26 protein-coding genes and 1 pseudogene are annotated in these 25,188 nt (G+C 35.9%); 12 read left to right on the top strand and 15 right to left on the bottom strand.

Going from position 1 to position 25,188, the window contains the following annotated elements; all coding sequences use genetic code 11:
• Positions 1–443 precede the first annotated feature (443 nt).
• A pseudogene (locus tag R0F62_RS00985) lies at positions 444–788 on the bottom strand (TrbC/VirB2 family protein).
• 216 nt (positions 789–1,004) lie between these two features.
• On the bottom strand, positions 1,005–1,358 hold the full coding sequence (locus R0F62_RS00980; RefSeq protein ID WP_274979345.1) for a TrbC/VirB2 family protein: 354 nt from the start codon (positions 1,356–1,358) through the stop codon (positions 1,005–1,007).
• A gap of 136 nt (positions 1,359–1,494) precedes the next feature.
• Between R0F62_RS00980 and R0F62_RS00975 the strand changes: the two genes are divergently transcribed.
• A complete protein-coding gene (locus R0F62_RS00975; protein WP_274979346.1) occupies positions 1,495–2,310 on the top strand; it encodes a YihY/virulence factor BrkB family protein in 816 nt (271 codons plus the stop codon).
• Positions 2,297–3,052, top strand: a complete 756-nt coding sequence (locus R0F62_RS00970; RefSeq protein ID WP_022626173.1) for an SDR family oxidoreductase — start codon at positions 2,297–2,299, stop codon at positions 3,050–3,052. The genes R0F62_RS00975 and R0F62_RS00970 overlap by 14 nt, the downstream gene beginning before the upstream one ends.
• A gap of 124 nt (positions 3,053–3,176) precedes the next feature.
• Here the strand turns inward: R0F62_RS00970 and R0F62_RS00965 are convergent, their stop codons facing one another.
• Positions 3,177–3,350, bottom strand: coding sequence for a hypothetical protein (locus R0F62_RS00965; protein ID WP_167471214.1), 174 nt, complete (start codon positions 3,348–3,350; stop codon positions 3,177–3,179).
• A gap of 138 nt (positions 3,351–3,488) precedes the next feature.
• Here R0F62_RS00965 and carB point away from each other — a divergent pair, with 138 nt between their 5' ends.
• From carB to R0F62_RS00945, 4 genes are all read left to right on the top strand, one after another.
• Positions 3,489–6,944: a carbamoyl-phosphate synthase large subunit gene (gene carB / locus R0F62_RS00960; RefSeq protein ID WP_138265033.1), complete on the top strand. Its 3,456-nt coding sequence runs from the start codon at positions 3,489–3,491 to the stop codon at positions 6,942–6,944.
• A gap of 164 nt (positions 6,945–7,108) precedes the next feature.
• Positions 7,109–7,324: a hypothetical protein gene (locus R0F62_RS00955; RefSeq protein ID WP_080717592.1), complete on the top strand. Its 216-nt coding sequence runs from the start codon at positions 7,109–7,111 to the stop codon at positions 7,322–7,324.
• Complete coding sequence (locus tag R0F62_RS00950) at positions 7,321–7,581, top strand: IS110 family transposase (RefSeq protein WP_274979348.1); 261 nt, start codon at positions 7,321–7,323, stop codon at positions 7,579–7,581. The genes R0F62_RS00955 and R0F62_RS00950 overlap by 4 nt, the downstream gene beginning before the upstream one ends.
• On the top strand, positions 7,532–7,915 hold the full coding sequence (locus tag R0F62_RS00945) for a hypothetical protein (RefSeq protein WP_227738615.1): 384 nt from the start codon (positions 7,532–7,534) through the stop codon (positions 7,913–7,915). Before R0F62_RS00950 ends, R0F62_RS00945 begins: the two co-directional genes overlap by 50 nt.
• Positions 7,916–8,089: 174 nt before the next feature.
• Here R0F62_RS00945 and R0F62_RS00940 read toward each other — a convergent pair whose 3' ends face one another.
• The 9 genes from R0F62_RS00940 to R0F62_RS00900 form a co-directional block, all read right to left on the bottom strand.
• Positions 8,090–9,070: an SGNH/GDSL hydrolase family protein gene (locus tag R0F62_RS00940; RefSeq protein ID WP_010082050.1), complete on the bottom strand. Its 981-nt coding sequence runs from the start codon at positions 9,068–9,070 to the stop codon at positions 8,090–8,092.
• Positions 9,071–9,210: 140 nt separating this feature from the next.
• Complete coding sequence (gene rpoD / locus R0F62_RS00935) at positions 9,211–11,163, bottom strand: RNA polymerase sigma factor RpoD (protein ID WP_274979349.1); 1,953 nt, start codon at positions 11,161–11,163, stop codon at positions 9,211–9,213.
• 138 nt (positions 11,164–11,301) lie between these two features.
• Positions 11,302–11,613 (bottom strand): cation:proton antiporter subunit C, encoded by a 312-nt coding sequence (locus R0F62_RS00930; protein WP_006279706.1) that lies wholly within the window; start codon positions 11,611–11,613, stop codon positions 11,302–11,304.
• Positions 11,610–12,029 (bottom strand): Na(+)/H(+) antiporter subunit B, encoded by a 420-nt coding sequence (locus R0F62_RS00925; protein WP_006279705.1) that lies wholly within the window; start codon positions 12,027–12,029, stop codon positions 11,610–11,612. The genes R0F62_RS00930 and R0F62_RS00925 overlap by 4 nt, the downstream gene beginning before the upstream one ends.
• A complete protein-coding gene (locus R0F62_RS00920) occupies positions 12,022–12,549 on the bottom strand; it encodes a DUF4040 domain-containing protein (protein WP_015589497.1) in 528 nt (175 codons plus the stop codon). The genes R0F62_RS00925 and R0F62_RS00920 overlap by 8 nt, the downstream gene beginning before the upstream one ends.
• A gap of 1 nt (position 12,550) precedes the next feature.
• Complete coding sequence (gene mnhG, locus R0F62_RS00915) at positions 12,551–12,838, bottom strand: monovalent cation/H(+) antiporter subunit G (protein WP_006279703.1); 288 nt, start codon at positions 12,836–12,838, stop codon at positions 12,551–12,553.
• A 6-nt stretch (positions 12,839–12,844) separates the two neighbouring features.
• Complete coding sequence (locus R0F62_RS00910; protein ID WP_007548527.1) at positions 12,845–13,090, bottom strand: monovalent cation/H+ antiporter complex subunit F; 246 nt, start codon at positions 13,088–13,090, stop codon at positions 12,845–12,847.
• 28 nt (positions 13,091–13,118) lie between these two features.
• On the bottom strand, positions 13,119–13,526 hold the full coding sequence (rpoZ, locus tag R0F62_RS00905; protein ID WP_317051387.1) for a DNA-directed RNA polymerase subunit omega: 408 nt from the start codon (positions 13,524–13,526) through the stop codon (positions 13,119–13,121).
• Between the two features lie 60 nt (positions 13,527–13,586).
• Positions 13,587–13,883: a helix-turn-helix domain-containing protein gene (locus R0F62_RS00900; protein WP_274979350.1), complete on the bottom strand. Its 297-nt coding sequence runs from the start codon at positions 13,881–13,883 to the stop codon at positions 13,587–13,589.
• A gap of 436 nt (positions 13,884–14,319) precedes the next feature.
• Here R0F62_RS00900 and purE point away from each other — a divergent pair, with 436 nt between their 5' ends.
• The gene (gene purE / locus R0F62_RS00895; RefSeq protein ID WP_179943748.1) at positions 14,320–14,811 is read left to right on the top strand and encodes a 5-(carboxyamino)imidazole ribonucleotide mutase; all 492 of its coding nucleotides are present in this window, start codon (positions 14,320–14,322) and stop codon (positions 14,809–14,811) included.
• 7 nt (positions 14,812–14,818) lie between these two features.
• Entirely contained in the window at positions 14,819–16,645 is a 1,827-nt protein-coding gene (mutL, locus tag R0F62_RS00890) for a DNA mismatch repair endonuclease MutL (protein ID WP_274979351.1), read from the top strand.
• A gap of 1,342 nt (positions 16,646–17,987) precedes the next feature.
• On the opposite strand, the gene R0F62_RS00885 is transcribed toward mutL, so the two are convergent.
• Entirely contained in the window at positions 17,988–18,119 is a 132-nt protein-coding gene (locus tag R0F62_RS00885; protein ID WP_255322263.1) for a hypothetical protein, read from the bottom strand.
• Between the two features lie 127 nt (positions 18,120–18,246).
• On the opposite strand from R0F62_RS00885, the gene R0F62_RS00880 reads away from it, so the two are divergent.
• Positions 18,247–20,901 carry a 2-oxoglutarate dehydrogenase E1 component gene (locus R0F62_RS00880; RefSeq protein ID WP_274979352.1) on the top strand — a complete coding sequence of 885 codons (2,655 nt, stop codon included), beginning with the start codon at positions 18,247–18,249 and terminating at the stop codon, positions 20,899–20,901.
• Positions 20,902–21,145: 244 nt separating this feature from the next.
• Positions 21,146–21,934: a hypothetical protein gene (locus R0F62_RS00875; RefSeq protein ID WP_274979353.1), complete on the top strand. Its 789-nt coding sequence runs from the start codon at positions 21,146–21,148 to the stop codon at positions 21,932–21,934.
• Between the two features lie 130 nt (positions 21,935–22,064).
• Here the strand turns inward: R0F62_RS00875 and R0F62_RS00870 are convergent, their stop codons facing one another.
• Together R0F62_RS00870 and R0F62_RS00865 are read right to left on the bottom strand one after the other, a co-directional pair.
• Entirely contained in the window at positions 22,065–22,661 is a 597-nt protein-coding gene (locus R0F62_RS00870) for a TIGR02217 family protein (protein ID WP_138265061.1), read from the bottom strand.
• A 190-nt stretch (positions 22,662–22,851) separates the two neighbouring features.
• Positions 22,852–23,610, bottom strand: coding sequence for a DsbA family protein (locus R0F62_RS00865; protein WP_274979354.1), 759 nt, complete (start codon positions 23,608–23,610; stop codon positions 22,852–22,854).
• Between the two features lie 256 nt (positions 23,611–23,866).
• On the opposite strand from R0F62_RS00865, the gene R0F62_RS00860 reads away from it, so the two are divergent.
• A complete protein-coding gene (locus R0F62_RS00860) occupies positions 23,867–24,019 on the top strand; it encodes a hypothetical protein (RefSeq protein WP_010081826.1) in 153 nt (50 codons plus the stop codon).
• Positions 24,020–24,104: 85 nt separating this feature from the next.
• The gene (locus R0F62_RS00855; RefSeq protein ID WP_317051386.1) at positions 24,105–25,109 is read left to right on the top strand and encodes a Fic family protein; all 1,005 of its coding nucleotides are present in this window, start codon (positions 24,105–24,107) and stop codon (positions 25,107–25,109) included.
• Positions 25,110–25,188: the final 79 nt, after the last annotated feature.

The following is a 25,188-nucleotide window of genomic DNA, read 5'->3' as shown; positions in this document are numbered from 1 at the left end:
AGTGACAACTAGCTAACACGGGGTTTCTTTTGCCTTTTTTTCTGCTTAGTAAATTTCTTAAACATTCAAACTAAGGTGAGTTGCATTCAAAAGCAGCTAAATTGCAGTGTTTAAGACTTAAAAAACGCCAATACTGAAAATAGACAATGACCAGGGCTTCTTTTGCCTTTTTTTTCGTTTGGTAAATTTCTTAAATATTTATGGCTAAACGACAACCGTCATCCCGCTACTTGTTAGCGGCTGAGATACCGCGAATGAATCGCGGTATGACGGTTCGCGGTGACATGACGATCAGCCTTGTCATTCTAGCGCGTGGCGCTGGAATCCAGACTTTAACTGATATGATTACAGAAAGAGAATTTATTAGGTAGTTATAGACACTGAAAGTGGTAAAACTTACCACTTTCAAGTAAAGAAAACTACGTTTACGCCTTCTATAATTTCTATGGATTATTCACTACTGCACCGTCTTCACAAATCACACCTCCTGGTGTTATTTTTGAAACGACTACAGGAGCGCCAAAAAACACAGCAGTAAATGCACCGAGTGCAAAAAGCGCTGGCTATGGCATTCTGCCAAATATCGCAAGCAAAGCTGCACCTATTATCACTATTGCGATCATCGGCCCACCTATGCCGTGAGTATAGCCTATTATCTTGCATATCACTGATGATGTTATATCACTTTCATCAACAAAAACGGTGTTGGTGGTGCCACCACTAGTATTAGCATTTGCATCAAACGCAAAGGAGAGAATTAACGCCACAAGTAGAAGAAAATTTTTCATTACGCCTCCTATAATTTCTGTTTCATGTTTGGTTATCTATCGCTTTGATTAAATTTAAGTAAATGGTGAGGGTTCTAGTAAATTTGTCATCCTATCAGTTTATAAAAATTCCCGGATCTCAGTGTTATTCACTTGGACAACATTTATACAATTGCGGAATAATGGTGCTCCTTTAAGGAGCACCATTTAGCTAATGTTTTTCTGAAATTTTAGTGCCTAGTTGCATGTATTTGTTGTTGCATTCCATACTTTACCATCAGAGCAAGCAGTTGCACCATTTTTACAAATCACACCGCCTGGTACTATTTTTGAAACAACTACAGGCGCACCAAAAAACACAGCAGTAAATGCACCGAGTGCAAAAAGCGCTGGCCACGGCATTCTGCCAAATATTGCAAGCAATGCTGCACCAATTATTACTATTGTGATTATCGGTCCACCTATGCCGTGAGTATAGCCTACTATTTTGCATATTGTATTTGACGTTGCGTCATCAGTAACACTGCTAGCAAAAGCATTATCAAATGCAAAGAAGAGAATTAACGCCACAAGTAGAAGAAAATTTTTCATTATGCCTCCGATAATTTCTATTTAATGCTGGATTATCTACCATTTTGATTAAATTTAAGTAAATGGTGAGGATTTTTTTGCTTAAAAGTATCCTTTATTTCATTTAGAATACTTTTCTTGGTTCGTTTATATTACAGTGCCACAGAAATTTTACAGCATCGTTTATTGTCTTTATCGTGCTTTGATTGACACAATTTATAATGATGGAGTGGAGCATGCAGGGTATTTATCATTTTTAATTCTGTTATCAATATTTCCTTTTCTCATCGTTTTAATGGCTGTGGCGTCAACATTTGCAAATTTTTTAGACCAGTACAACATTGGCTGGGTATTTATCATTGATAACATGCCACAGGATATTTTATCATCTTTGATGCCGCGTATTAGGGAGATAATATCAGGCCCGCCGCAAAGCTTACTAACTTTAGCAATTGTAGGTGCTGTTTGGACCGCTTCATCGACAATTGAAGGGCTTAGAACAATACTCAATAAGGCCTATAAAGTTCCGGTTTTGCCGCCTTATATATTAAGAAGAGTACTAAGTATATTACAATTTTTAGTAATCACGCTTATTATAACTCTAACTATAGTGTTTTCTACACTAGTACCAATGCTAATTGATTTTTCCTATCAGGGACTAAGTTATACTAGGTATTTACTTATTGAATTTGTACTTTTCACAGTAGTCTCTTGGCTATATTTTATGTTGCCAAACATAAAACAAAATTTATCAGACGTATTTCCTGGATCTTGTGTAGCTGTTATTCTTTGGACGATTTCTGCTTCAGCTTTTAAGCAATACTTAAAAGCTTCCTTTGACCAACTGGATTTGATATATGGAAGTTTAGGTGGTGTGGTAGTGTCATTACTATTTTTTTATATGCTAAGTTTGATTTTTATATATGGAGCAAAATTCAATTTTCAGCTAAAATATTTCAATGAATCTCGCTAAGGAGAAAGAAATGGGTAAGTTAGAAGGTAAAGTAGCTTTAATCACCGGAGCTTCAGGTGGAGTAGGCTCTGCTGTTGCAAAAAGGTTTATAAGAGAAGGTGCATGTGTGATTCTGATTTCAAGATCTCTTGATAATCTCAAGCCACTATATAATGAAATTGAAGAGCTTGAAGAATTTAAAGAAGGCTCTGTGAAACTAATTCAGCTTGATCTTTTAGACTTTGAGAATGTAAAGATACTGACAAACATGATAGAAAGCCTGAAATTATCAGAATCTGGAGCACTTGATATATTAGTTGCGTGTGCTGGAATTTTAGGCAAACTGAACCCCATTCATGACTGTGAGATTGAAGAGCTACAGAACGTAATGAATACAAATTTTACTGCCAATTGGTACTTACTAAAAAACTTAGATCCAATGCTAAAAAAGTCTAATGCTGGAAGAGCGATATTCATGACCTCAGAAGTGACACTTTCTCCTTCCTCTTATCCATATTGGATGCCGTATGCTGCAAGTAAAGTTGCACTAGAAATAATGGTGCAGATATATGCATCTGAGACAAAACATACAAAATTATGTGTAAATGCTGTATACACGGAAGGACCTGTGGGTAGTGAGCAGGCATTTCCTGGATCTGAATTGGTGTCACCTGATAAACTAACAGATAAATTTGTGGAATTAGCTTCTGAAGACTGCAGCATATCAGGAAAAATCTTACCGCTCAGCAAATCTCCCGAATAAATTACCATAGTATCTGCAAAGATACCGTTAAGCCCACAATTGTATGAACATTGTGATTTGAGAGTAATCTCCACTAGGAAGGATGTCATCCTAGTGCCTCTATGGTGTCATTCCAGTCTGGAATCTAGTCTTTATTATGCAGCCACTTATTTAAAGTTAAGTTTTCTGGATCCCAGACTGGGATGACACCTCTGGGCACTGCCGTCATAAAGGAACCAGTGTCAGCTACTTGAATAACATCATTTGCTGTGCAATTTACCTTCAAAAATGAATGTTTGTACAGCTGTGTGTCAAGCACTGGAATCTGCCACGCAAATTGCAATGTTCGTACAGTTATGCGTCAAGCCTAAAAGTAATTAGCTAATAGGTTTAATAAAAATTCACATATACAGGAAAGATTGGTAACATTACTTGAATAGAGACCGTTATTGTAATTATGCCGAAACGCACAGATATAGAATCTATATTAGTAATAGGAGCAGGCCCAATAGTTATAGGTCAGGCATGCGAGTTTGATTATTCCGGAACGCAAAGCTGTAAAGTATTAAAAAGCGAAGGTTATAAAGTCATTTTGGTTAACTCCAACCCCGCAACTATAATGACAGATCCTGAGTTTTCTGATGCGACGTATATTGAGCCGGTACTGCCTGAAATCATAGAGAAAATTATAATTAAGGAGAGGCCAGACGCAATATTGCCAACAATGGGCGGGCAAACAGCGCTCAATTGTGCAATAAAACTTGCAGATGATGGAGTGTTAGACAAATACAACGTAGAATTAATAGGGGTAAATAGAGAAGCAATAAAAAAAGCAGAGGATAGAGAGTTATTCCGTCAGTCCATGGATAGAATAGGACTGAAATACCCCAAAAGTATCATTATAAAAAATCAAGAACAAATAAAAAAGGCTTTGGATTACGTTGGATTACCAGCAATCATTCGTTCATCATTCACTCTTGGTGGTGCAGGTAGTGGCATAGCATATAATAAAGAGGAGTTTTTCAATATCGCAGAAAGTGCTCTCAAAATTTCGCCAATAAATGAAGTTCAGATAGATGAATCAATTATCGGCTGGAAAGAGTATGAAATGGAAGTTATCCGCGATTGTAAAGATAACTGCATAATAGTCTGTTCGATAGAAAATGTTGATCCGATGGGAGTGCACACCGGAGATAGTATTACGGTTGCTCCTGCTTTGACTCTGCGTGACGTAGAATACCAACAGATGAGAAATGCATCTATAGCAGTGCTGAGAGAAATTGATGTTAGTGCCGGTGGTGCAAATGTTCAATTTGCAGTGAATCCTAAAGAAGATGGAAGCCTCGTTGTGATTGAGATGAATCCAAGGGTTTCTCGTTCTTCTGCACTTGCTTCGAAAGCAACAGGCTATCCTATTGCAAAAGTTGTAACTAAACTTGCTATTGGCTATTCGCTCGACGAAATACGTAACGACTGTGCTCCAATAATACCAGCAGCATTCGAACCAGTGATTGATTATATCGTCACTAAAATTCCTCGATTTGAGTTTGAGAAATTTAAGGGGACGAATTGTGAATTATCAACCTCCATGAAATCAGTGGGAGAAGTGATGTCTATAGGCCGCACTTTTAATGAGTCACTACAGAAAGCTTTCCGTTCACTTGAAACTGATTTTACAGGACTTGATGAAGTATTTCCTGAGAACATTGATATTGATCACATAAAATCTCAATTAGCAAAATTGCTACCAAACAGATTACTGATTGCTGCTGACGCAATGCGCCACGGAATTAGCATAGAAGAAATAAATTCGATTACAGGATATGACTTATGGTTTCTGCAAAATATACAGCAAATTATATTAACTGAACAAAAAATCAAGGAAAATGGATTTCCTGGAACTGCGTACGAAATGTTAGAGCTGAAAAAAATGGGATTTTCAGATGCAAGATTAGCAAAGTTAAGTAATAGACCTACCTCTGTCATTCCAGTACCCTCTAATGTCATCCCAGTGCGTGACACTGGGATCCAGCCAGCGTTACACGCTGGAGATCGAGTAAAACAAATCGAAGAAATAAGAAAAAAATTTGGCATTAAACAAGTTTATAAACGCGTAGACACCTGTGCAGCTGAATTTGAATCGAGCACTGCTTATATGTATGGCTGCTATGAGGGTGATGTTGAAAATAAAACGGAATGTGAGGCGAATATTTCTGACCGAGAAAAGGTTGTCATTTTAGGAAGTGGTCCAAATCGCATTGGTCAAGGTATTGAGTTTGATTATGCATGCGTACATGCAGCTTCTGCCGCCAAAGAAATGGGGTATGAAACAATAATGATCAACTGTAATCCCGAAACTGTCTCAACTGACTACGATACCGCTGATCGTTTATATTTTGCACCACTCATTGCAGAGGATGTGCTTGAAATACTAAGTAAAGAGCAAGAAAATGGCACACTGGTTGGTGTAATAGTTCAAATAGGCGGTCAAACACCTTTAAAGTTAGCCAAAGTGCTTAACGAGAGAGGTTTCAAAATTCTGGGAACTTCGTTTGATTCTATTGACCTTGCAGAAGATCGCATGAGGTTTAAAAACCTTGCTTTGCAACTTAATTTAAAACAACCTGAAAATTCTATCTGCCATTCAGTAGAAGAAGCGTTAACCAACGCAGAAAAGGTGGGGTTTCCACTAGTAGTCAGGCCATCATATGTCCTCGGCGGTCAGTCTATGTCGATTAGACACGATACTCAGAGCTTTAAAGAGTACGTCTTAGATCAAACTAAAATCTTTGAGCATGGTTCGCTGCTTCTTGATAAATTTTTAGTCAATGCAGTTGAGGTTGACGTTGATGCTGTATGTGATGGGGAAAAAGTTTTCATTGCAGCGGTCATGGAGCATATTGAAGAAGCTGGTATCCACTCTGGTGATTCAACATGCTCAATACCGACAAATACATTGAGTGACGAAGTAATAAAAGAGATCGAGCTCCAAACTGAGAGAATAGCATTAGCATTAAAAGTGAAAGGTCTGATAAACATTCAGTTTGCTGTTCAAGAGAATAGACCTCTTGCAGAACCTGTTTGTGATGAGAAATCTTTAGGAAAAGTGCAGATGAGCACCACAGAATACTCGAATGTATTTGAGGAGCGCAGACAAGCTTTGACGACAAAATTGCCTTCAGAAATCGAGTTATGCAAGAGGTCTAGTGATGTATACATACTTGAAGTGAATTTAAGGGCTAGTCGAACCGTTCCTTTTATTTCCAAGGTAATCAATATTCCTATTGCAAAGCTTGCCACTCAGGTTATTTTGGGTAAAAAATTGAATCAGGAAAACAAGCCTTTCAATCATTTTGCAGTTAAAGCTGCTGTTTTTCCATTTACCCGCTTTGCAGGAGTTGATACTTTACTTGGTCCTGAAATGAAATCAACAGGAGAAGTGATGGGAATTGACTCATCATTTGAAGCTGCACTTGCAAAAACGCACATGGCTGCAGGATACAAGTTACCAACAGAAGGAACAGCTCTGGTTTCAGTAAAAGATGATGATAAAAAGTATATATTGCCAGTTGCACGAATGTTGAAAGAACTGAGTTTTGAAATATATGCCACCAAAGGCACAGCTTCGTATCTGAACAATAACGGCATTGCTGCACAAGCTGTAAATAAAGTAAGAGAAGGCAGACCCCACATAGTTGATATGCTCAAAGATGGAAAAATAAATCTAGTGATTAATACTTCAAAAGGTGTAAAGTCAGTCTCAGACAGCAAAGATATCAGGAGAACTGCTATTTTGCAAAATATAGCTTACAGCACCACAGCTTCCGGAAGTAAAGCGTTAGTGCTTGCAATTCAATATGTAAAGAATAGCAAACTGGAAGTGAAATCATTACAGCAGATACAAAACGTTTAAATATCAAAACTAGAATAATTCACTCTCAAAATGCTAAAGAGAACATAATAAAAAGATGGAAATTTTGAAGGAAATAGTATACCTAAAGAATCAACTAGCGTAATTGAACAGCCAAGTGCTGCAACGAATGCTCCACAATCTCACCTAGAGGACACTTCCCTTATATGTTAAGAACAAGTCTTTATAAATATCAAAGTAGTGAGATTAAAGACACACAGAGAAGAGGAATCGTCACGCCCCTTGATTATAAGAATCGTTGTTCAGCAAGGTTCTCTTCTCTGGTTTATTATACTGAAAGTTCCGAACAACTGATTGAGCTTTTAGGCTCGTATATAAGGCTGGAAAATGCAGTATATGTTATTATTACGGAGGAATTATGAATTCATCAAACATTATTGCTGGCATTGATGTTAGCAAAAGTAAATTAGATCTCCACATTCACCCACTTGAGCATTATAAAATATTTGAAAACAATGTACAATCCATTGATGAAATGCTGGACTTTTTATGTTTGCATAATGTAACCAAAATTGGTCTTGAGGCAACTGGTGGATACGAAAAATTATGTGCCTATACTTTACTAAGCAATGGTTTTGAGGTGTACGTCATTCAACCAAGGTGGGAGAGACTATGCTAAAAGCCTTGGTATTACTACAAAAACTGATAAAATAGACTGCAGTATCATCTCACGTTATATTAATAATACAGATATGCGTGTTACTCCTTTAACAGTTAGTAATGGTAATATTGATTGCTTGAAACAAAAATTATCTCGTAGAAACCAACTTGTAGAAATAGCAAAAATACAAAAAACCCAAATCCAACAGGTAACTGATACATCTATAATCAAACAAATAGAGGAACTTCTTGCAATTTTACGTAATCAAATTAAAACTTTAGAAGATGAAATGATTACATTTATCGATCAAAACCAAGAGCTTAAAAGAAAATATATATCAATAACTATATAGTAGCGGGATGACGGTTTTTCAAATTATCGGTAAATCTAAGTCAGTTTAGCTATAGGCAGCAATTTTCTGTATTTATTTTAAATTGAAGAAAGCTCAAATGAAAGATCGTGTTTTGCTAAAAATCACAGAATGCAGTCTGGTTACTATTGAAAAGGATATGTTCAAAAAACTGTGTCAAATCAACTCATACACTTCATTACCAACTTCATGATGAAGTTCCGCAGTTGGATGGAAATAATCAAAAAAGAAATAATCCTTTAGTGTTTCTTTGCTACACCCAGGGTTATAGTGAACGTCAAGTTCCCCTTTAAATATCAACTTTAAGAGTATTTTTATATTTTCTTTAAATCTCCCAACTTGGTCTGCAATGTTCGATGTGCATGCATCTTGACAATTTAAACCTTTGCTCTTGTATTCGCTAAACATACTTCTCATTTTAGAGTTAAGATCAAATGCTTTTATTTCAAGATTTGTACTTTTCTTCATATAATCTAAGCCTTTAGCCAGTTTTGCATTGAAACTCTCCGTGAGCTTTGTAGCTAGTTCCCTTGCTTCTTCATCTCTATTAAAAGCTGGTATTGAGCCAACTTCAGGTGCATTTGCAACAACTACATGCTTAACACCATGTTCATTTAGAACCTTAAGTGCATTACATATTTCACTCACTGCTTGTTCCAACACTTCTTCCGCTTTAGTATCGTCATAAGCAGTGGCAACCATAACATCATTTCCGCCGATTATGATGCAAAATAAATCTTCTTTACCTATATCTGGATGATGTTTAATTACTGCATCTAGCTGGTTAGCTAAACGAAATTTATTGAAGAAATAAGAAAAAATAGGGTCAAAAATTTCAGATGCTGTTGCATATGAAACTGCGTAATTCTGACCTTGCTGTTCGTGGCATCTCCCAAAAAATGAATAACTCCACCCAGGTTTAAATTCATCTAAATCTAAATATTTTGCTATATATTCAACAGCAGTAGGGCCATTGCTAAAAGATCTTCCTTGATAAAAAGGATCATCAAATTTTACGCTTTTTGCAAAGGATAAATTATTTAAAATTCCAATGATTGCGCCATTATCGGATAAGCTATCACCCAGAACATAAAAATTTCTATACTTTGAATTAGAATTGTCATTTTTGTTTGTCATAATATTTACCGTAGATTAGCATGTTGTTTCATTAGATTCATAGAAAAAGAAAAATAGCGGTGAAATTATACAACTTTGGCCTAACTTGCTCTCCACTTTTTCCGGGCAAAATCAGCTTCTTCTTAACTTGACACGTATACTTAAAAGAACCCTCTAAGTTTTCTAGCACGGCTTGGATGTTTCAACTTGCGCAGTGCTTTTGCCTCTATTTGCCTAATTCTCTCACGTGTTACATTAAAAATTTTTCCTACTTCTTCTAAGGTATGTTCCTTCCCATCTTTACCAAGGCCAAAACGCATTCTTAAAATTCTTTCTTCCTTTGGTGTTAAAGTTGCAAGAACATTGGTTGTAATGCCACGCAAGTCAGCAAGTATTGCAGCATCCTCTGGCCTGGAGACTCGCTTGTCTTCTATACAATCACCAAAGGTACTACTATCATCTTTTCCTGTTGGAGCTTCAAGACTTACTGGATCCCTTGCTATTTTCATAACTTTGCGTATTCTTTCCAGTGGCATTGTCAGTTCTACACTCAATTCCTCTAACGTCGGCTCTCTTCCCATCTCATGAGTCATCTTTCTTAATGCTCTGTTGATTTTACTGATAATTTCCACCATATGAACTGGTATTCTAACTACTTTAGACTGCTCAGGTATTGCTCTAGTGATTGATTGTCTTACCCACCAAGTGCCATAAGTTGAAAATTTATATCCACGTTTGTAATCAAACTTATCCACGGCCTTCATAAGACCAATATTGCCTTCTTGTATCAAATCAAGCAGATCAAGGCCTCTTTTTGAATACTTCTTAGCAATGGAAACTACTAGCCTTAAGTTAGCCTTAGTCATTTCTTGCTTTGCTTCAGAGACTTCTCGTTCGTGTTTTTGTATTCTCTTGATTAGCTCCTTAAATTCTTGTACGTTATCTTCCTGTATATGCTGCTTAATACCGTTCAAGGTACTAGCTATATGTTCAGAGTTATCGTCTATAAACCTTAAAAATTTGTTTTTTAATTCACCTGTAAAAGAGGACTGATTTTCATTGATCTTTAAAAGACTTATCTTTTTCAATTCGTGCTTTAAAAGCACGTCATCATAAACTTTATAGAAACTTTCTCTATCGATATCGTATTTTCTAGCCTCAGCAATAAGATTAGCCTCTTCAAGCGTAATGGATCTATTTATCTTATAAAGTTCTTGTGTAATTCTGGCAACAGCAGCATCACTTAACTTAATTTGTAATGCTATAGACCATATTTGATTATACAAATTTTCTAGCTCATTAGAGAAATTTTTAGAATTTTTTCTTAATATCAGCGCTTCATTTGTTAAAGTAATTATCTCATCCAATGCAACTATGACCTTTGGCAATAAGTCACTTTCCATTTCAAGAATAGAAACATTTAAATTGACTGAACTTATATCTTCATTATTACCGTCTTTCTCATCATCACTTTTTTTACTATCTTTCTCATCATCACTACAGTACTCAGCATCTTCAGAAACATCCTCAGAATCCTCAACATCTTCAGCACTTTCTTCACTCTCTTCACTTTCTTCTTTGGGTACCACATTAAAATCAGAGTTATAAATTGCATCCAGATCTATAATTTCTCTCAGTAAGAGAGCTCCATTACTTAAATCATCACGCCATACTTTTATCACCTTTAATGTTACTGATGTTTCAATTATTGCACGTAACATGTTATGCTTTTCAGATTCAATTTTTTTTGCTATCTCGATTTCATCTGCCCTTGATAAAAGCTTTACGGAGCTCATGTCTTGTAAATAAATCCTCACTGGATCATCATTTTGTACTAAAGTTGCAGTAACATTTGGCGATGTGTCATCATCATCAAGTTTACTATCATCACTGTTGGAAGGAATATCTTCTTCATCTTCGCTACTTTCAAGCACATTAATTCCGGAATCCTGCAATAAAGATATAGCATCATCTATAAAGTCAGATGAAAAATTTTCATCTGATAATTTATCATTTATATCATCAAAGGTGATAAAACCACCCTTTTTTATACTCTTAGTTACCAGATCTTTGATAATTTTTTTCTTATCTTCTGCATCATTAATAGTTGACATCATTACCTTTATAGTTTATAATTTTATTTCTTATTAACAAACAAACTTACAACGAGCAAGTCTATAATTTTACTTTTAACTTGTGGCTATTTGTTACTTCATATAGTTTAAGATACTGTTAATTTATGTACACTTGTCTTAATCAATTGTTCCATACTTTTCTTCCATTTTTACTGCTATGGATAATCCAACTGAAAATGTTGCAATTCCAACCACTATAGCAGTAAGCATTAAAACATGGGGTATAGGATTGCTATATGAATAAAAATTTGAAACCAATATAGGAGGCAAGGAACTTTTTATATATCCTAGAGATATGTAAAATAACAAAACAGATGCTTGGAAGACGCTTACCCCTATCATTTTCTTGATTAAATTTTTATCGTTTATAATAATATATAAACCTAGCACCATTAATACAATAATAATCGTATAATTATATAAAGTCATTGTTTTTTCCTACGAGCAAAATTTATATATATAATTAACATAGAGGAGCAGACAGTAAATGCTACACCTAATTCCACCAAAAAAATACCTAATTTTTGACCGGTTCTATTATTGGTTAACAAGATATCATAAGATAAAAAATTTTGGCCAAGTAAAGTTGTTGCAACGCCCGTTCCTCCATAAATTAAAATACCTAACACGTTAGTCAATCTAATCACAGAATAAGGTATTGCTTTTAGAGTTGTAGATACACCAAATAGCATTGAATATAATATTATCCCGGAGGCAATAATTATTCCTGCTTGAAAACCTCCACCCGGAGTGTAATCACCGTGAAATTGTATGTATAAACCAAATAAAATGATAAAAGGTATCATCAAAAATGTTACTGCATTTAATATCGGATCTTTAATCATTTTCTTTTTCTTCTTTTAATATCAACGTTATACAAAGCGCAGCAGTAAAAACTACTATAGTTTCTCCAAACGTGTCATAACCACGAAAGCTTGCCAAAATAGCTGTCACTATATTAGGAATACCGGTAGCTTTTTCGGTATTTTCCACATAATAAGGAGCAACATGCAAGTGGATCGGAGCATTGTGGCTGCCAAAATCTGGCAATTGAATCATAAAATATGACAAACATACAGCCAGAAATAACATAAAAAAAAGCGTTATAGGGTTATGAGATAGATTTACTTTATGATTCTTTATCAAGGAGAGTGCTGCAAACGTAAAAACTGTACTGAGCCCCGCACCAACAGAAGCTTCAGTAATTGCAACATCAGGTGCATTCATAATTAAGTATATAAGCGCAATCAGTGAACTAAATACACACATTAGAACAGCACTTACGACTAAATGTCGCGAGAAAACTATAAAAACCGTAACTGTTAGTAACAACAAAAGTAACACTACATTTAATATTTCTAACACCTTAGCCTTCTTTAACAGTTTTTTTCTTAACTTTATAATGAGTGCGCGCTAAAATATAGCTATTAGTTGAGTTAGCTACCCATATTATAAAAATTAATAATACTATTTTAACAGTATTGATTGAAAATCCATTCTGCAAAGCAAAACCAATTAACAATAACGTTGCACCGCTAGAATCTGTAATACCTGCTGCATGTAACCTAGTATAGAAATCAGGAAATCTGATCACCCCTATATTTGAAATAATTATCAAACAAATACCTAAAAATATGAAAATGGATCCTATCATAAATTATCAAAACAACATTAATCTCATTAGTGCTATAGTTGATATAAAGCTAACGCTAGCATACAACAATGCTATATCAATTAAAAAAAAATTATTCAGAATGATTGATATTGCTGTTATAAGTACAACTACTTGCGTTGAGAAATTATTGAACGCTAAAACCTTATTGTACACATCATTTGACTTAGACACTATGCAACACAACATTACACTCATACAGAACAACAGTGTATAGATAGCAATGCAAATCATTTAAAGACTATGTGACTTCAGTAGATTTCTAAACGGATACTTCTTCATCGCCATCTTGATCATTTATTTCATCATCTATTTCACCATCCACTTCATAATCTTGGCTTTCTTGACTTGCATCAAGATCTGTGTTATCAGAAAAATTTAATAAATTCGCTAGCTTACTTGTATTACTGCTGTAAACATTATTCATATTTCCTTTCATGTATTCCTTGCATCTACCTACCAAAAGGCTAAACAGCTCATGAGTATCCACCTGTTTTCCTGCTATTTCATGTAAGGAAACTATGGTATTTTTATGACCTTTAAACTTAGCTGCTTGAATTGGATTACTTGCCCCTGTATTTAAATCATGTGCTCTTTGACTTGCCAACAGAACCAATTTGAAACGGTTACTTACCCGTTCTATACACTTTTCTACAATAGACTCAGCCATAAGATACTACCTTAATAAGTTTTATACTATATCACAAAAAACAAGTTGTCAACTTTGTATCTATTGCGATTCAACTTCATGTTTTACTTTTTCTGCCTCAGATTTTATTTCTTGGCTTTCTGTCATCGTGATTGTTATCTCATGATCAAGTTTTTTTAGAAATCCTAACAATCGCTCTAAAGAAAAACCATCTATTTTATCATTTTTAATTTGCGATACCTTTGGCTGATCAATACCAAGTTTCTCAGCTGCAAAAGCCTGAGTCCAAGCATTTTTTTCTATAATTTTATTTATTATATAAAGCAACTTTGTTTTTATTCCTGCACTGTCTAAGTTATTTAACGATATTATTTCCATAATTCTTACACTCACATATCAATTAACTTTATTAAATATTATAACATAATATTTAATATACCAAGATATTAATATCATGTAACTTGTCAATAATTATATGATATCAATATTTAAAACTTTAAGTTGATTATATATTAATATTTTTATCAAATTTCTAGTAATTTTAAATTACCATTTTACCATCAGTCTATCTGAAAAAACCATTTATAGAAAGAACAAGCTAAGATTACAAAGCTTGAAATACAAAAATAATTATTTTATAAATTTATCTTACATAAGAAGTTTATATCTCTATATCTTAATATAAATATTTATTTAAATTTTTAAAATTTCTATTTTAACGAGAATTCTATATATTATATTTATAATATAATTTAAATATTTGTTGCTTTTTAGCTGGAACATTATTTAGTTAGTAAGTAAAATTGTGTTGAATATGACAAAAATAAAAAAAGATGTTGCTGTTATTATGGGAAGTGAGTCAGATTACACCACTATGGTCCATACTGTTGATATGTTAAAAGCATTAGAAGTTTCACATGATATATTCATAATATCTGCACATAGAACACCAGAAAGGCTCTTCAATTTTGCTAAATCTGCACAAGAAGAAGGTTTTAAGGTTATTATAGCTGGTGCAGGAGGTGCAGCTCATTTACCTGGTATGGTTGCGTCACTAACTTGTTTACCAGTTATCGGCGTTCCTGTGCATAGTAAACAATTAAATGGGCTGGACAGCCTACTCTCTATAGTTCAAATGCCAAAGGGTGTTCCAGTTGCAACCATGTCTATAGGGGAAAATGGAGCACATAATGCTGCCATTACCGCCGTATCTATATTGTCAATTTCTAACAGTGAAATTGCAGGTAGGTTAAAAAAGTGGAGAGAGAAGCAGACCAAAGAAGTAAAAGAAAAACCAGTTTCATAATAAATCTATGGCAATAATTCTTTTAGACACAAAAACCATAAACCGTATAGCAGCGGGGGAGGTGATAGAAAGGCCAGCAAGTGTAGTAAAGGAATTAGTGGAAAATGCAATAGATGCTGGAAGTTTAGAAATAGAGATTAAAATAGAAAGTGGTGGGCGTAACCTTATTATTGTGACAGATGATGGTAACGGAGTAGAAAAAAACGATTTAGAACTTGCGTTTATGCGCCATGCTACTTCAAAATTGAGCGACAATGAGTTGATAGAAATCAAGCATCTTGGCTTTAGAGGAGAAGCTCTGCCTTCAATAGCAGCAGTAAGTAGGATAAAATTATCGTCTAAGGCAAGAGAAGCAAATGAAGCATGGTCTATAAGTTATGAGGGTGGAGAGAAAATAGGGGAGCAAACTCCTTACTCTTTATCACAAGGCACACATATTGAAGTACAAGATTTATTTTTTGCCACTCCAAATAGACTAAAATTTCTAAAAACTGAAAGAGCAGAAACTCAAAGCATTGTTGATATTGTAAACAACCTAGCAATGATTAACTATCATATAGGGTTTACTCTCACTTCAGGTAATAAAAAGCTCTTAAAATACGCTAAGCAGACTTCGTTATTTCATAGATTGTGTGAAGTAGAAGAAGAATTTCAGGGCAATTCTTTGGAGATCAATGAAGAAGAAGACGGCATTAAACTTACGGGACACATCTGTAAGCCGACCGTCAATCGTGGTAAGTCCACTCAGATCTATACGTTTGTTAATGGAAGGCCAATTAAAGATAATTTACTTATTGGCGCAGTTAGGTATGCATATCATGATTTTATTCCAAGCGATAGGTATCCTTTTGCAGCGTTACATTTAGAGATACCTTATGATCAAGTAGATGTAAATGTGCATCCAAATAAGTCAGAAGTAAGGTATCAGAATAAGAAGCTCATATATGAGATAATGACAAGAGGATTAATTAAAGCATTGTCAAGAAGGATAGGCACTTTTCCAGCGCATGACCAGAAAATGGATTCAACATTGCCGGATCCTTTTGATAAACCTAATGTTCAAAAAGAATTTTATGAAAAAAGACCAAGTCCTTTTAAAAATCAACTAATAAAAGAATTTGCTTCTCCAAATGAAAAAGCAAAAGGCTTATCAGAACAGTCAAAATCGTTTGATTATACCGGCATACAGAAATTTCCATCACAAGCGGAGACTATGGTTCTAGAAAAAAAGGTGTTAGAGCAAGTTGATTTGATAGAGAGCCACCCGCTCGGGTTTGCACGCTGTCAGGTCTATAATACTTACATTATTGCCGAGGTAAGAGACAAATTGATTATAGTCGACCAGCATGCAGCCCACGAAAGGCTAGTATATGAATGCTTAAAACAAAAATCAAGTGTAAAAAGACAAAAACTACTTCTTCCTGAAACGGTTGAAATCAAAAATCAAGCCGGAATGGAGATGATTGAAATCTATAAAGATAAGTTATTTGAAATGGGTTTTGATATTGAGATCAAACCAGAAAATAAAGTGATAGTAAAAGAAATCCCTGCAATTTTGGGAGCAATAGATGTGAAAGAGATGCTAATTAATATAGTCGATAGATTAACGGAAATAGAAGATACATTGCCAGTAGAAGATAAAGTGAACAAAATATTGGCCACTATCGCTTGTTATGGATCAATTAGAGCGGGTAGAAAAATGAGATTAGAAGAAATGAATGTGCTGCTTAGACAAATGGAAAAAACCCCATATTCCGGGCAATGCAACCACGGAAGACCAACTTATATAGAAATGAAACTCAGTGATATTGAAAAACTTTTTGAGCGTAGGTAATGAGGTTGCCATAAATATGTAAGTGCTCCTTTCTCGTCATCCAAGTAGCTCATAGAAACGAAAAAACTTCCTTGACAAACTCCTCCAGCGCCCTTATTATAGTATTAAGGGTATTTATGACTCAAAACTTGTTTTTGACCTGCAGGCTCAATGACAAAATTCAGTAAAAAACTCAGGGTATTTTTTGGCGGATTACATAAAATTATAGTGGCTGCATGTCTTTTAAATTTTTTCTACATTCAGCCAAACCGCGCTTAAACTAAGCGTCAGCACATTATTACAGCGCCACTTACAGTAATATAGAGTCAAAACTCGCTACTCGGGGCTTCTTTTGCCTTTTTTTCGTTTGGTAAATTTCTTAAATATTTATGACTAAAGTAACTTAAGTTCACCGACAATCGTCATCCCGCTACGTGTTAGCGGGATCTATGCTTTGAGATACCGCGAATGAATCGCGGTATGACGGTTCGCGGCGGCGTGACGATAAGCTCGTCATCCCGCTGCTTGTTAGCGGGATCTATGTTAAGGTATAGTAGGGGATCTATGTTAAGAGATACCGCGAATGAATCGCGGTATGACGGTGTAGATGATGGTTAAGTAATTCGTCATCCCGCTGCTTGTTAGCGGCTAAGAGATACCGCGGCATGACGTAGGATTGTTGTCATCCCGCTGCTTGTTAGCGGGATCTATGTGAGATACCGTGAATAAATCACGGTATGACGGTTCGCGGCGGTATGACGTAGAAGCTATACTTTTATACTCACCAACTCAGTATCCAATCTGGATCCCAGTGTCGGCTACTCGGATGACACCATAATAAAGTGAAACTAGATTCCACCTTCACGCGCTGGAATGACACCCTGACAATCGTCATCCCGCTACGTGTTAGCGGCTAAGAGATACCGCGGCATGACGTAGGATTGCTGTCATCCCGCTGCTTGTTAGCGGGATCTATGTGAGATACCGTGAATAAATCACGGTATGACGGTTCGCGGCGGTATGACGTAGAAGCTATACTTTTATACTCACCAACTCAGTATCCAATCTGGATCCCAGTGTCGGCTACTCGGATGACATTATAGGGGCGCTGGCCTGACAATCGTCATCCCGCTACGTGTTAGCGGCTAAGAGATACCGCGGCATGACGTAGGATTGTTGTCATCCCGCTGCTTGTTAGCGGGATCTCTTGTTAGCGGCTGAGATACCGCGAATGAATCGCGGTATGACGGTTCGTGGCGGCGTGACGATAAGGTTTATACCTTGTCATCCCAGTGCGTGACACTGGGATCTAGCCTTTATTATGCAGCCACTTGGTTGAAATTAAGTCTTCTGGATCCCAGTGTCAGCTACTCGGATGACACCATTCTTTTTTCTGGATCCAAGTAGTCTGGGCACTGGGATGACACCATAGGGGCGCTGCCATTATAGAGTGAACCAGTGTCACGCACTGGGATGACACCCTGACAATCGTCATCCCGCTACGTGTTAGCGGGATCTATGTTAAGAGATACCGCGGCGGTATGACGTATAGAAACTAAAAAAGTTCTTTTTTAAAAAACTTAAGTTATACTTATAAGTATTTGATACTTTTTATAGTGATTATGTCGAGTTTAAGCTGCCTTTATGGTGATAATGCAGAATTTGTGGAAGAAATGTATAGCCGTTATTTGCAGGGTGATAAATCAATCGGGGAGGATTGGTATAGAATTTTTTCAAGCAATTTAGAAGTTAATAAAGCGGAGACCTGCGGTGCACAACATGTAACTAAGGTGGATGATTCAGTTTCTAGTTTAGCAAATTTTTTCAGATCTTACGGTCATTTTTTTGCGGATCTTAATCCGTTATTACCCAATGTGAATAAGGAAGTAGATTATCAGAAATATTCGAATCTATATCCGGCAAGTGACGCTGGAATCTATAGAGATATTTACTGCAAGAACATCGGTTTTGAATTTATGCATATCTCCTCTTATGAGGAGAGGATGTGGCTGCAGGAAAAGATCGAAAATCAAACCTATACGCTGAGTTCACAAGATAAAAAGGAAATACTGAGGCACTTGATCGAATCTGAGATGTTCGAGCGATTTCTCCATATGAAATTTCCTGGATATAAACGCTTTTCTATTGAAGGTGGAGAATCAGCTATCGTTGCAATTGAAAAAATCATTAGTGATTCTACGGTTTTTGGTATTGAAGAAATAGTCCTTGGCATGGCTCACCGCGGACGACTCAATGTTCTAACCAAAGTGATGGGGAAAGAATATGCGGCAATGCTGTCTGAATTTCAAGGCAATCTTGCATACCCAAGTGGTCTTGAGGTGTCCGGTGATGTTAAATATCACCTTGGTTACTCTTCTGATCGAGCACTTTCAGGTGGCAAAAAAATACATTTAAGTTTATGCCCTAATCCATCTCACCTTGAAGCGGTAAATCCGGTTTTGGCTGGAAGAATAAGAGCAAAACAGAATATAAGATCTGTGCTTGGCATATCAATTCATGGTGATGCGGCTTTCATCGGTCAAGGAGTGGTTGCTGAAACTTTAACCTTAAGCAATATTGAAGGCTATAAAGTGGATGGCATTGTGCACATTGTCATTAATAACCAAGTTGGTTTTACTGCTAACCCATGTTGCGCACGATCCTCTTTTTATTGCACTGATATAGCAAAATCAATAGAAGCTCCAGTGTTTCACGTCAATGGAGATAACCCGGAAGCTGTGAGTTTTGCTACAAGTCTGGCGATGGAATATAGGCAGAAATTTAAAAAGGACGTAGTAATTGACATAATGTGCTACCGCAAATATGGCCATAATGAAGGTGATGAACCGAATTTCACTCAGCCACTTATGTATAAGGCGATATCAAAGCATAAAACTCCTGGAACATTGTATGAAGAAAAATTGACTGCAGAGAAAGTATTAGATGGCGATGAAGTAAATAAATTGCGCAGTGAATTCAGGGCAAAATTAGATAAAAGTCTTGCTGAATCAGCGGCTTACACTCCAAAAAAAGCTGACTGGTTCGGTGGAGTGTGGTCAAAATTAAGAAGAGCAAAGCTGAACGATTTGAGCGAATACTACACGGATTCTGGTGTTCCGCCAGATGAGCTGAAAAAATTAGGTGTGCGTATAAATAGCAATATCCCAAGTAACTTTAACATTAACAATAAGGTTAGAAAAATACTCGATGGCAGAATAGACAGCATAAATTTTGGTAGTAATATAGACTGGGCAACTGCCGAAAGTCTTGCGTTTGCATCACTGCTCACAGAAAGAATAGGAGTGCGTTTATCAGGACAAGACTCTGGTCGTGGAACTTTCTCGCACCGTCATTCAAGGCTTGTTGATCAGGTAACAGAAGAAGCATTTATTCCGCTAAACAATATAAATGAAAAGCAAGCTCACTTTGAGGTCATAGATAGCGCACTATCTGAGTATGCTGTAATGGGCTTTGAATATGGATATAGTCTTGATTCTCCGTATTCACTGGTGCTCTGGGAAGGACAATTTGGTGATTTTGCAAACGGTGCGCAAATTATGATCGACCAGTTTATCGCATCTGCAGAAACAAAGTGGTTGCGATCAAGCGGTCTAGTTTTATTGCTGCCTCATGGTTATGAAGGACAGGGACCTGAGCATAGCTCCGCACGTATAGAGAGATTTTTGCAACTCTGCGCAGAGGATAATATGCAGGTAGTTAATTGTTCCACTCCGGCGAATTACTTCCATGTCTTACGCAGACAAATGCATAGAGACTTTCGTAAGCCTCTGGTAGTGTTTACACCTAAATCGCTACTGCGCCACAAAAGAGCAGTATCTAACCTATCTGATTTTGAAGGAAAATTCCTCACAGTAATTCCAGAATGTAGAACAGGTTTAGTTTCGAATGATAAAATACGTAAAGTTGTAATATGCAGTGGTAAAGTTTATTACGACATATGTGAAGCACAAAAAATAAACGATATAGCAGTAATACGTTTGGAGCAATTCTATCCTTTTCCTGCAGATAAACTAAGTAATGAACTTGAAAAGTACAAAAACGCTGAAATTATATGGTGTCAAGAAGAACCAAAAAATATGGGAGGATGGTTTTTTGTCAACCCATTGATAGAAGAAGTGTTATCTAATCTCGATATCCAAGCAAAAAGACCTAAGTGTATCGCAAGACCTGCTGCTGCATCTCCTGCATGTGGTTATGTTAGTGTTCACACTCAGCAGCAGGAGGAGATTTTAAAGCAGGTTATGCAGGGGATCTAGCACAATTGTGCAAATATTGAAGCGAAAGCTGGCAAGCGAACATTGTTCATCAGATCTTGACGCTGGGCACTGCAGCCAGGCGCAATAGAAAACGCATTACACCAATAAAGCCCTTTTGGTACTCAAGCAAATATAAAAGATTTTTATTCTATTAAAAAAAATTTAATTTTTATTAAAATTTTCATTTATTTTTATTTAAAAAGTAAACATTATTAATATTTACTTTAATTAATATAGGATATATATGAATACAAAAATATTTGAGATGTTAATAAGGAGAACTGGTCTACGCAGAGATAGCAAAGCTGAGATCATACAGTTAAATAGAAATGAAAAAGCTTTTGTAGATGAGGATAAAGAATCTATCGAATTAGCTGAGGCCATTTTTGAAGAGAATAATATGTTTCGTTTCCGCAAATCAGGTCCTGCTATGGATTACATTTTGCACAAATTAATAAATGATAGGAAGCTTTTCGAGGAAATGAAAGATAGAGGTACAAGTATAATACGTCTTTTTTCTTTGTTATCAATGTATCATGGTCGTCTCAATTGCTGTGTTATAAGAAAAGGAGGGTGTATTACTGAGTGTGGCATACTTGATTACGCTGGCACCTATCCAGAACTAGTGCCTTTAGAGGACTTTATACTTATTGAGCCTTCCTCGTACCTCGAGTACATTGTGTTTGACAATGAGAATATCAGAAAGAGGTTAGCTGAAGACTTAACTGAAGATAAAACAAAATTAGATATCTTTTTGAATGGAATTTTAGCAACAAAGAATTCGGATTTAGTATTATCTTGTATTAACAAGATAGAGGTTCTTAATGAGGAAGATAGATATTTTGTTAATCTCTTACAGAAAAACGGCATGCTAGACTACATCTTAAACAAAGATGATACAACACTTGCAAAATCAACTCTAAAGGAGTTGTTGAAGCTTTCTATTTTGCAGGAAGAAAAAAGCACTGAGTTAGAATCTCCCCAAGCTTCAAGTGTAAATGTTAGCAAAGCTCAGCAACATTGTAGTATATAGCTGGTGATAAAGTTTAAAATAATTGCATATACTGAGGCTCATTTAGGTATAGAGCCTCAGTGGTGCTTAATTTTTCAATTTATGGTAGACTAGTAGCCCTACTATGATGTGGATCTATGCTCGCTTATAACTAAAATTTCACTTCCACCAAGGGGATATTATTCCAGCTATTGCTTCCATAGTCATCAATAGAAGCGTTTAAGTAATCTGTATCAAAGCGCACGGGCACATCAAATTCGAAGCTCGCAGTGATTATTGCATCTTTTACTGGCGGTTTCATGAATGTTATTTCTCCCGTTGAATAATTTACTGAATATTCACTCTCTTCTTTACCATTTAAATAAATCTTTACTGTCCCATGCACTGGCTTTTTGATCATACGTATATGCTTATCTTCCCCACTTACATAAGTTTTGATTAGCTGAAAAGTCGTTTTTTTGTTATCTCCTATACCAATCTCTTGGTTGATGGCTATAAAATCCGACCAATCCTTAAAACGAAACCCTATTGCTTTACCTTTTCGTGCATGAAAAAATGTTATTAGTTCTAGTAGCTGCTCGTTTGATCTGACCCCGTAAGCTATGTTGTATCTAGTGCGTGCATGAGACCAATTGATGTTGCGCTGTTCACAACCATTGTGCGTTGTTACAACGTCAGTGGAAAATTCCGGTCCTCCAGTGGAACCATAAGATATATTTTCTGGAAATCTAATTTCTGTGAATGACATATGTCCTCCTGTGAAAGTAAAATAGTTTGGTTGAAGAAAATGTTGTAATTTGAAAGCGTTTCACATAGTAAATGACGCTATGGAAAGTGGATGAGACTACTGAGTTAAACTGCTGTCACACCCACAATTACTATACTCAGGTTCATTTGAGTTGTCAAGCAAAAAAATAAAATTTTATGGCAAACTGTAACTAGCCTTGCTTGTGACTTAATTCATCTACTTTTTTGCGTAATACATTCAAATCAGTTGCTCCTACAAACAGGCTATCTCCAATTATTAAAAAAGGTGTACCACCTACTCCCAAATCTCTTACTAGAAGCCTACTGTTGTTTATCATTTGCTCAATTTTGTCCGCGTTATCTTTTATGGAATCATTAAAATCGTCCTCATCAATCCCTATGTTTTTCACTATATCCAATATGCTTTTGTCTGAAAATTCTCCTTTGTGACTTAAAGCAGCATGGTGAAAATCGAAATATTTTTCTTTATCGAGAAAATAGACAGCTAAAGCACTTTTTGCTGCCTTTAAAGAAGCGTTACCAAGTATTGGAGCATCCCTAAAGATATACTTAATTTTGCCGTCGTTAATTAACTGCTTTATATCATTCTTTATAGCTTTGCAATGTCCACAAGAATAGTCAAGGAAGCCTACAGCTATAACACTACTATTTTCATTTCCGGAGTAAGGATAAGTAAGGTCAAATATTTGATCCTTGTATTGTGAAATTTTACTTTTGGTTACATTATCTCGAGCAGCGTAACTACTTTTAATCGACTCCTCTTTGAGAGTTTTTACGATCTTATCAAAATTTCTGCTTATATAATTATCTAATTTCTCACCTATATAATCATCGTTTAGCATTTGGCTGCGATTTGAAAGCCAATTGTTTATTATCGGCAAGCTTGCTATTGCTATTACTAAAATTAATAAAAACGATATTCTAGACATACAATTTATTTAAAAACCTACAATATAAAACTTTTAGTACACATTTATCTATATATTAAAAGGAGCATCTAATGTTAATATATAAAAACATTTATATCAAGTGTATTTTATAACCAGTTTTGCCTCAAATGCAAACTTTACACAATAAAACTCAAGCACATTACCACAAAGTTCATCAGAAGACTTGGTAGCAGAGGCGCGCGGAGCGTAGATTTAAGTTGTTTCCGCTGTGTATAATTTTCCGCGGAATAAACATATGAACGAGCCAATAATTGGTAGAGAAAAAGAAATAGCTATTCTACAAGACAAACTTCTTTCTCAATCAGCCGAATTTATTGCTGTTTATGGTCGGCGTCGTGTAAATGTTGTATTATCTGCATTTTATCAGCATAATATAGAAGTAATGTAATGCAGATATTATGCCGATGCCAAATTATACGATTACTTCTAAAATTGCTAGTTGTCTTATAAGGATTGAAGCAGCAAAAGAAAAAGTGTTACATTTGCCGCTCACTGTATCAATGCTTTTGTCTCTTCGTGAAACTGCACGGCTTTATACCACACACTATTCTACTATGATTGAAGGAAATCGACTTGAACCTAAACAGATTGAAGAGGTTTTAAGTGGTAAAAGCCACTTTCCAAAATATAGGAGAGATGAAAATGAGGTTAAAGGATATTATGCAGCTTTAACTCAAGTTGAACAATGGGCAGCAAGGAGAATACCCATTACTGAGAAAGCTGTTCAAACACTACATGCTCTAGTAATAGCAAGTGGAAAATCTAAAATAAAATCAACACCTTATCGTGATGGTCAAAATGTTATCCGCGATAGTCTTACACGTGCAATAATTTATATGCCACCTGAAGCAAAGGATGTACCAAAGCTCATGAGCAGTATGATTGATTGGATTCGTAACAGTGAGCAAGTGCCTTGCCCAATTATTGCAGGTATTGCGCATTATCAATTTGTAACAATTCACCCTTACTATGACGGTAATGGTCGTACTGCAAGATTGTTGACTACATTAATTTTACACCTTGGTGGGTATGACCTAAAAGGGCTTTATTCATTGGAAGAATATTATGCTAAGAATCTAGGAGCTTATTATGAGGCAATCAGTGTAGGTCCATCGCACAATTATTATATGGGACGAGCTGAAGCAGATATCACTAAGTGGGTGGAGTATTTCGTAGAAGGTATGGCAAATTCATTTGAGAACGTTTTACAACGTATAAATGAAGAAGAATACCACACTGATCAGACTGATCTTATACGTAAGCTTGATCCTAAACAACGCAAAGCTCTTGAGCTCTTCCAGGAGTTTTCCGCTATTACAGCTAGTCAGGTTGGCGAACTATTTAATTTTAAGCCTCGTACCAGTGCGCAACTTTGTAAAAAGTGGGTGGAAATGGGGTTTATCAAGATTGTAGATTTTTCCAATAGAGGAAGGAAATACAAACTTAGTAAGCAATATGAAGATTTGATCTCAAATTAACTGAAAGCTCGCTAGACAGTGCATAGGTCAAATTTCAATAAAGTGCTTGAAAACTAGATATAAACTTAAAATTTTAAAA

This window comes from Wolbachia endosymbiont of Drosophila aff. chauvacae BK-2020, from assembly GCF_032848195.1.
In the GTDB taxonomy this organism is placed as follows: Bacteria; Pseudomonadota; Alphaproteobacteria; order Rickettsiales; family Anaplasmataceae; genus Wolbachia; species Wolbachia pipientis.
Note: the sequence above shows the minus strand (reverse complement) of the source record. Positions and strands in the feature narration are given on the sequence as shown.

What these genes read in the sequence shown, in the direction of transcription:
- R0F62_RS00980 (WP_274979345.1), bottom strand. Translation starts at nt 1,358, where the DNA reads ATGAAAAATTTTCTTCTACTTGTGGCGTTAATTCTCTTCTTTGCATTT.
- R0F62_RS00970 (WP_022626173.1), top strand. Translation starts at nt 2,297, where the DNA reads ATGAATCTCGCTAAGGAGAAAGAAATGGGTAAGTTAGAAGGTAAAGTA.
- carB (WP_138265033.1), top strand. Translation starts at nt 3,489, where the DNA reads ATGCCGAAACGCACAGATATAGAATCTATATTAGTAATAGGAGCAGGC.
- R0F62_RS00955 (WP_080717592.1), top strand. Translation starts at nt 7,109, where the DNA reads ATGTTAAGAACAAGTCTTTATAAATATCAAAGTAGTGAGATTAAAGAC.
- R0F62_RS00950 (WP_274979348.1), top strand. Translation starts at nt 7,321, where the DNA reads ATGAATTCATCAAACATTATTGCTGGCATTGATGTTAGCAAAAGTAAA.
- R0F62_RS00945 (WP_227738615.1), top strand. Translation starts at nt 7,532, where the DNA reads ATGGTTTTGAGGTGTACGTCATTCAACCAAGGTGGGAGAGACTATGCT.
- R0F62_RS00940 (WP_010082050.1), bottom strand. Translation starts at nt 9,070, where the DNA reads ATGACAAACAAAAATGACAATTCTAATTCAAAGTATAGAAATTTTTAT.
- rpoD (WP_274979349.1), bottom strand. Translation starts at nt 11,163, where the DNA reads ATGTCAACTATTAATGATGCAGAAGATAAGAAAAAAATTATCAAAGAT.
- R0F62_RS00930 (WP_006279706.1), bottom strand. Translation starts at nt 11,613, where the DNA reads ATGACTTTATATAATTATACGATTATTATTGTATTAATGGTGCTAGGT.
- R0F62_RS00925 (WP_006279705.1), bottom strand. Translation starts at nt 12,029, where the DNA reads ATGATTAAAGATCCGATATTAAATGCAGTAACATTTTTGATGATACCT.
- mnhG (WP_006279703.1), bottom strand. Translation starts at nt 12,838, where the DNA reads ATGATAGGATCCATTTTCATATTTTTAGGTATTTGTTTGATAATTATT.
- R0F62_RS00910 (WP_007548527.1), bottom strand. Translation starts at nt 13,090, where the DNA reads ATGATTTGCATTGCTATCTATACACTGTTGTTCTGTATGAGTGTAATG.
- rpoZ (WP_317051387.1), bottom strand. Translation starts at nt 13,526, where the DNA reads ATGGCTGAGTCTATTGTAGAAAAGTGTATAGAACGGGTAAGTAACCGT.
- R0F62_RS00900 (WP_274979350.1), bottom strand. Translation starts at nt 13,883, where the DNA reads ATGGAAATAATATCGTTAAATAACTTAGACAGTGCAGGAATAAAAACA.
- purE (WP_179943748.1), top strand. Translation starts at nt 14,320, where the DNA reads ATGACAAAAATAAAAAAAGATGTTGCTGTTATTATGGGAAGTGAGTCA.
- mutL (WP_274979351.1), top strand. Translation starts at nt 14,819, where the DNA reads ATGGCAATAATTCTTTTAGACACAAAAACCATAAACCGTATAGCAGCG.
- R0F62_RS00885 (WP_255322263.1), bottom strand. Translation starts at nt 18,119, where the DNA reads ATGACGATTGTCAGGGTGTCATCCCAGTGCGTGACACTGGTTCACTCT.
- R0F62_RS00880 (WP_274979352.1), top strand. Translation starts at nt 18,247, where the DNA reads ATGTCGAGTTTAAGCTGCCTTTATGGTGATAATGCAGAATTTGTGGAA.
- R0F62_RS00875 (WP_274979353.1), top strand. Translation starts at nt 21,146, where the DNA reads ATGAATACAAAAATATTTGAGATGTTAATAAGGAGAACTGGTCTACGC.
- R0F62_RS00870 (WP_138265061.1), bottom strand. Translation starts at nt 22,661, where the DNA reads ATGTCATTCACAGAAATTAGATTTCCAGAAAATATATCTTATGGTTCC.
- R0F62_RS00865 (WP_274979354.1), bottom strand. Translation starts at nt 23,610, where the DNA reads ATGTCTAGAATATCGTTTTTATTAATTTTAGTAATAGCAATAGCAAGC.
- R0F62_RS00860 (WP_010081826.1), top strand. Translation starts at nt 23,867, where the DNA reads ATGAACGAGCCAATAATTGGTAGAGAAAAAGAAATAGCTATTCTACAA.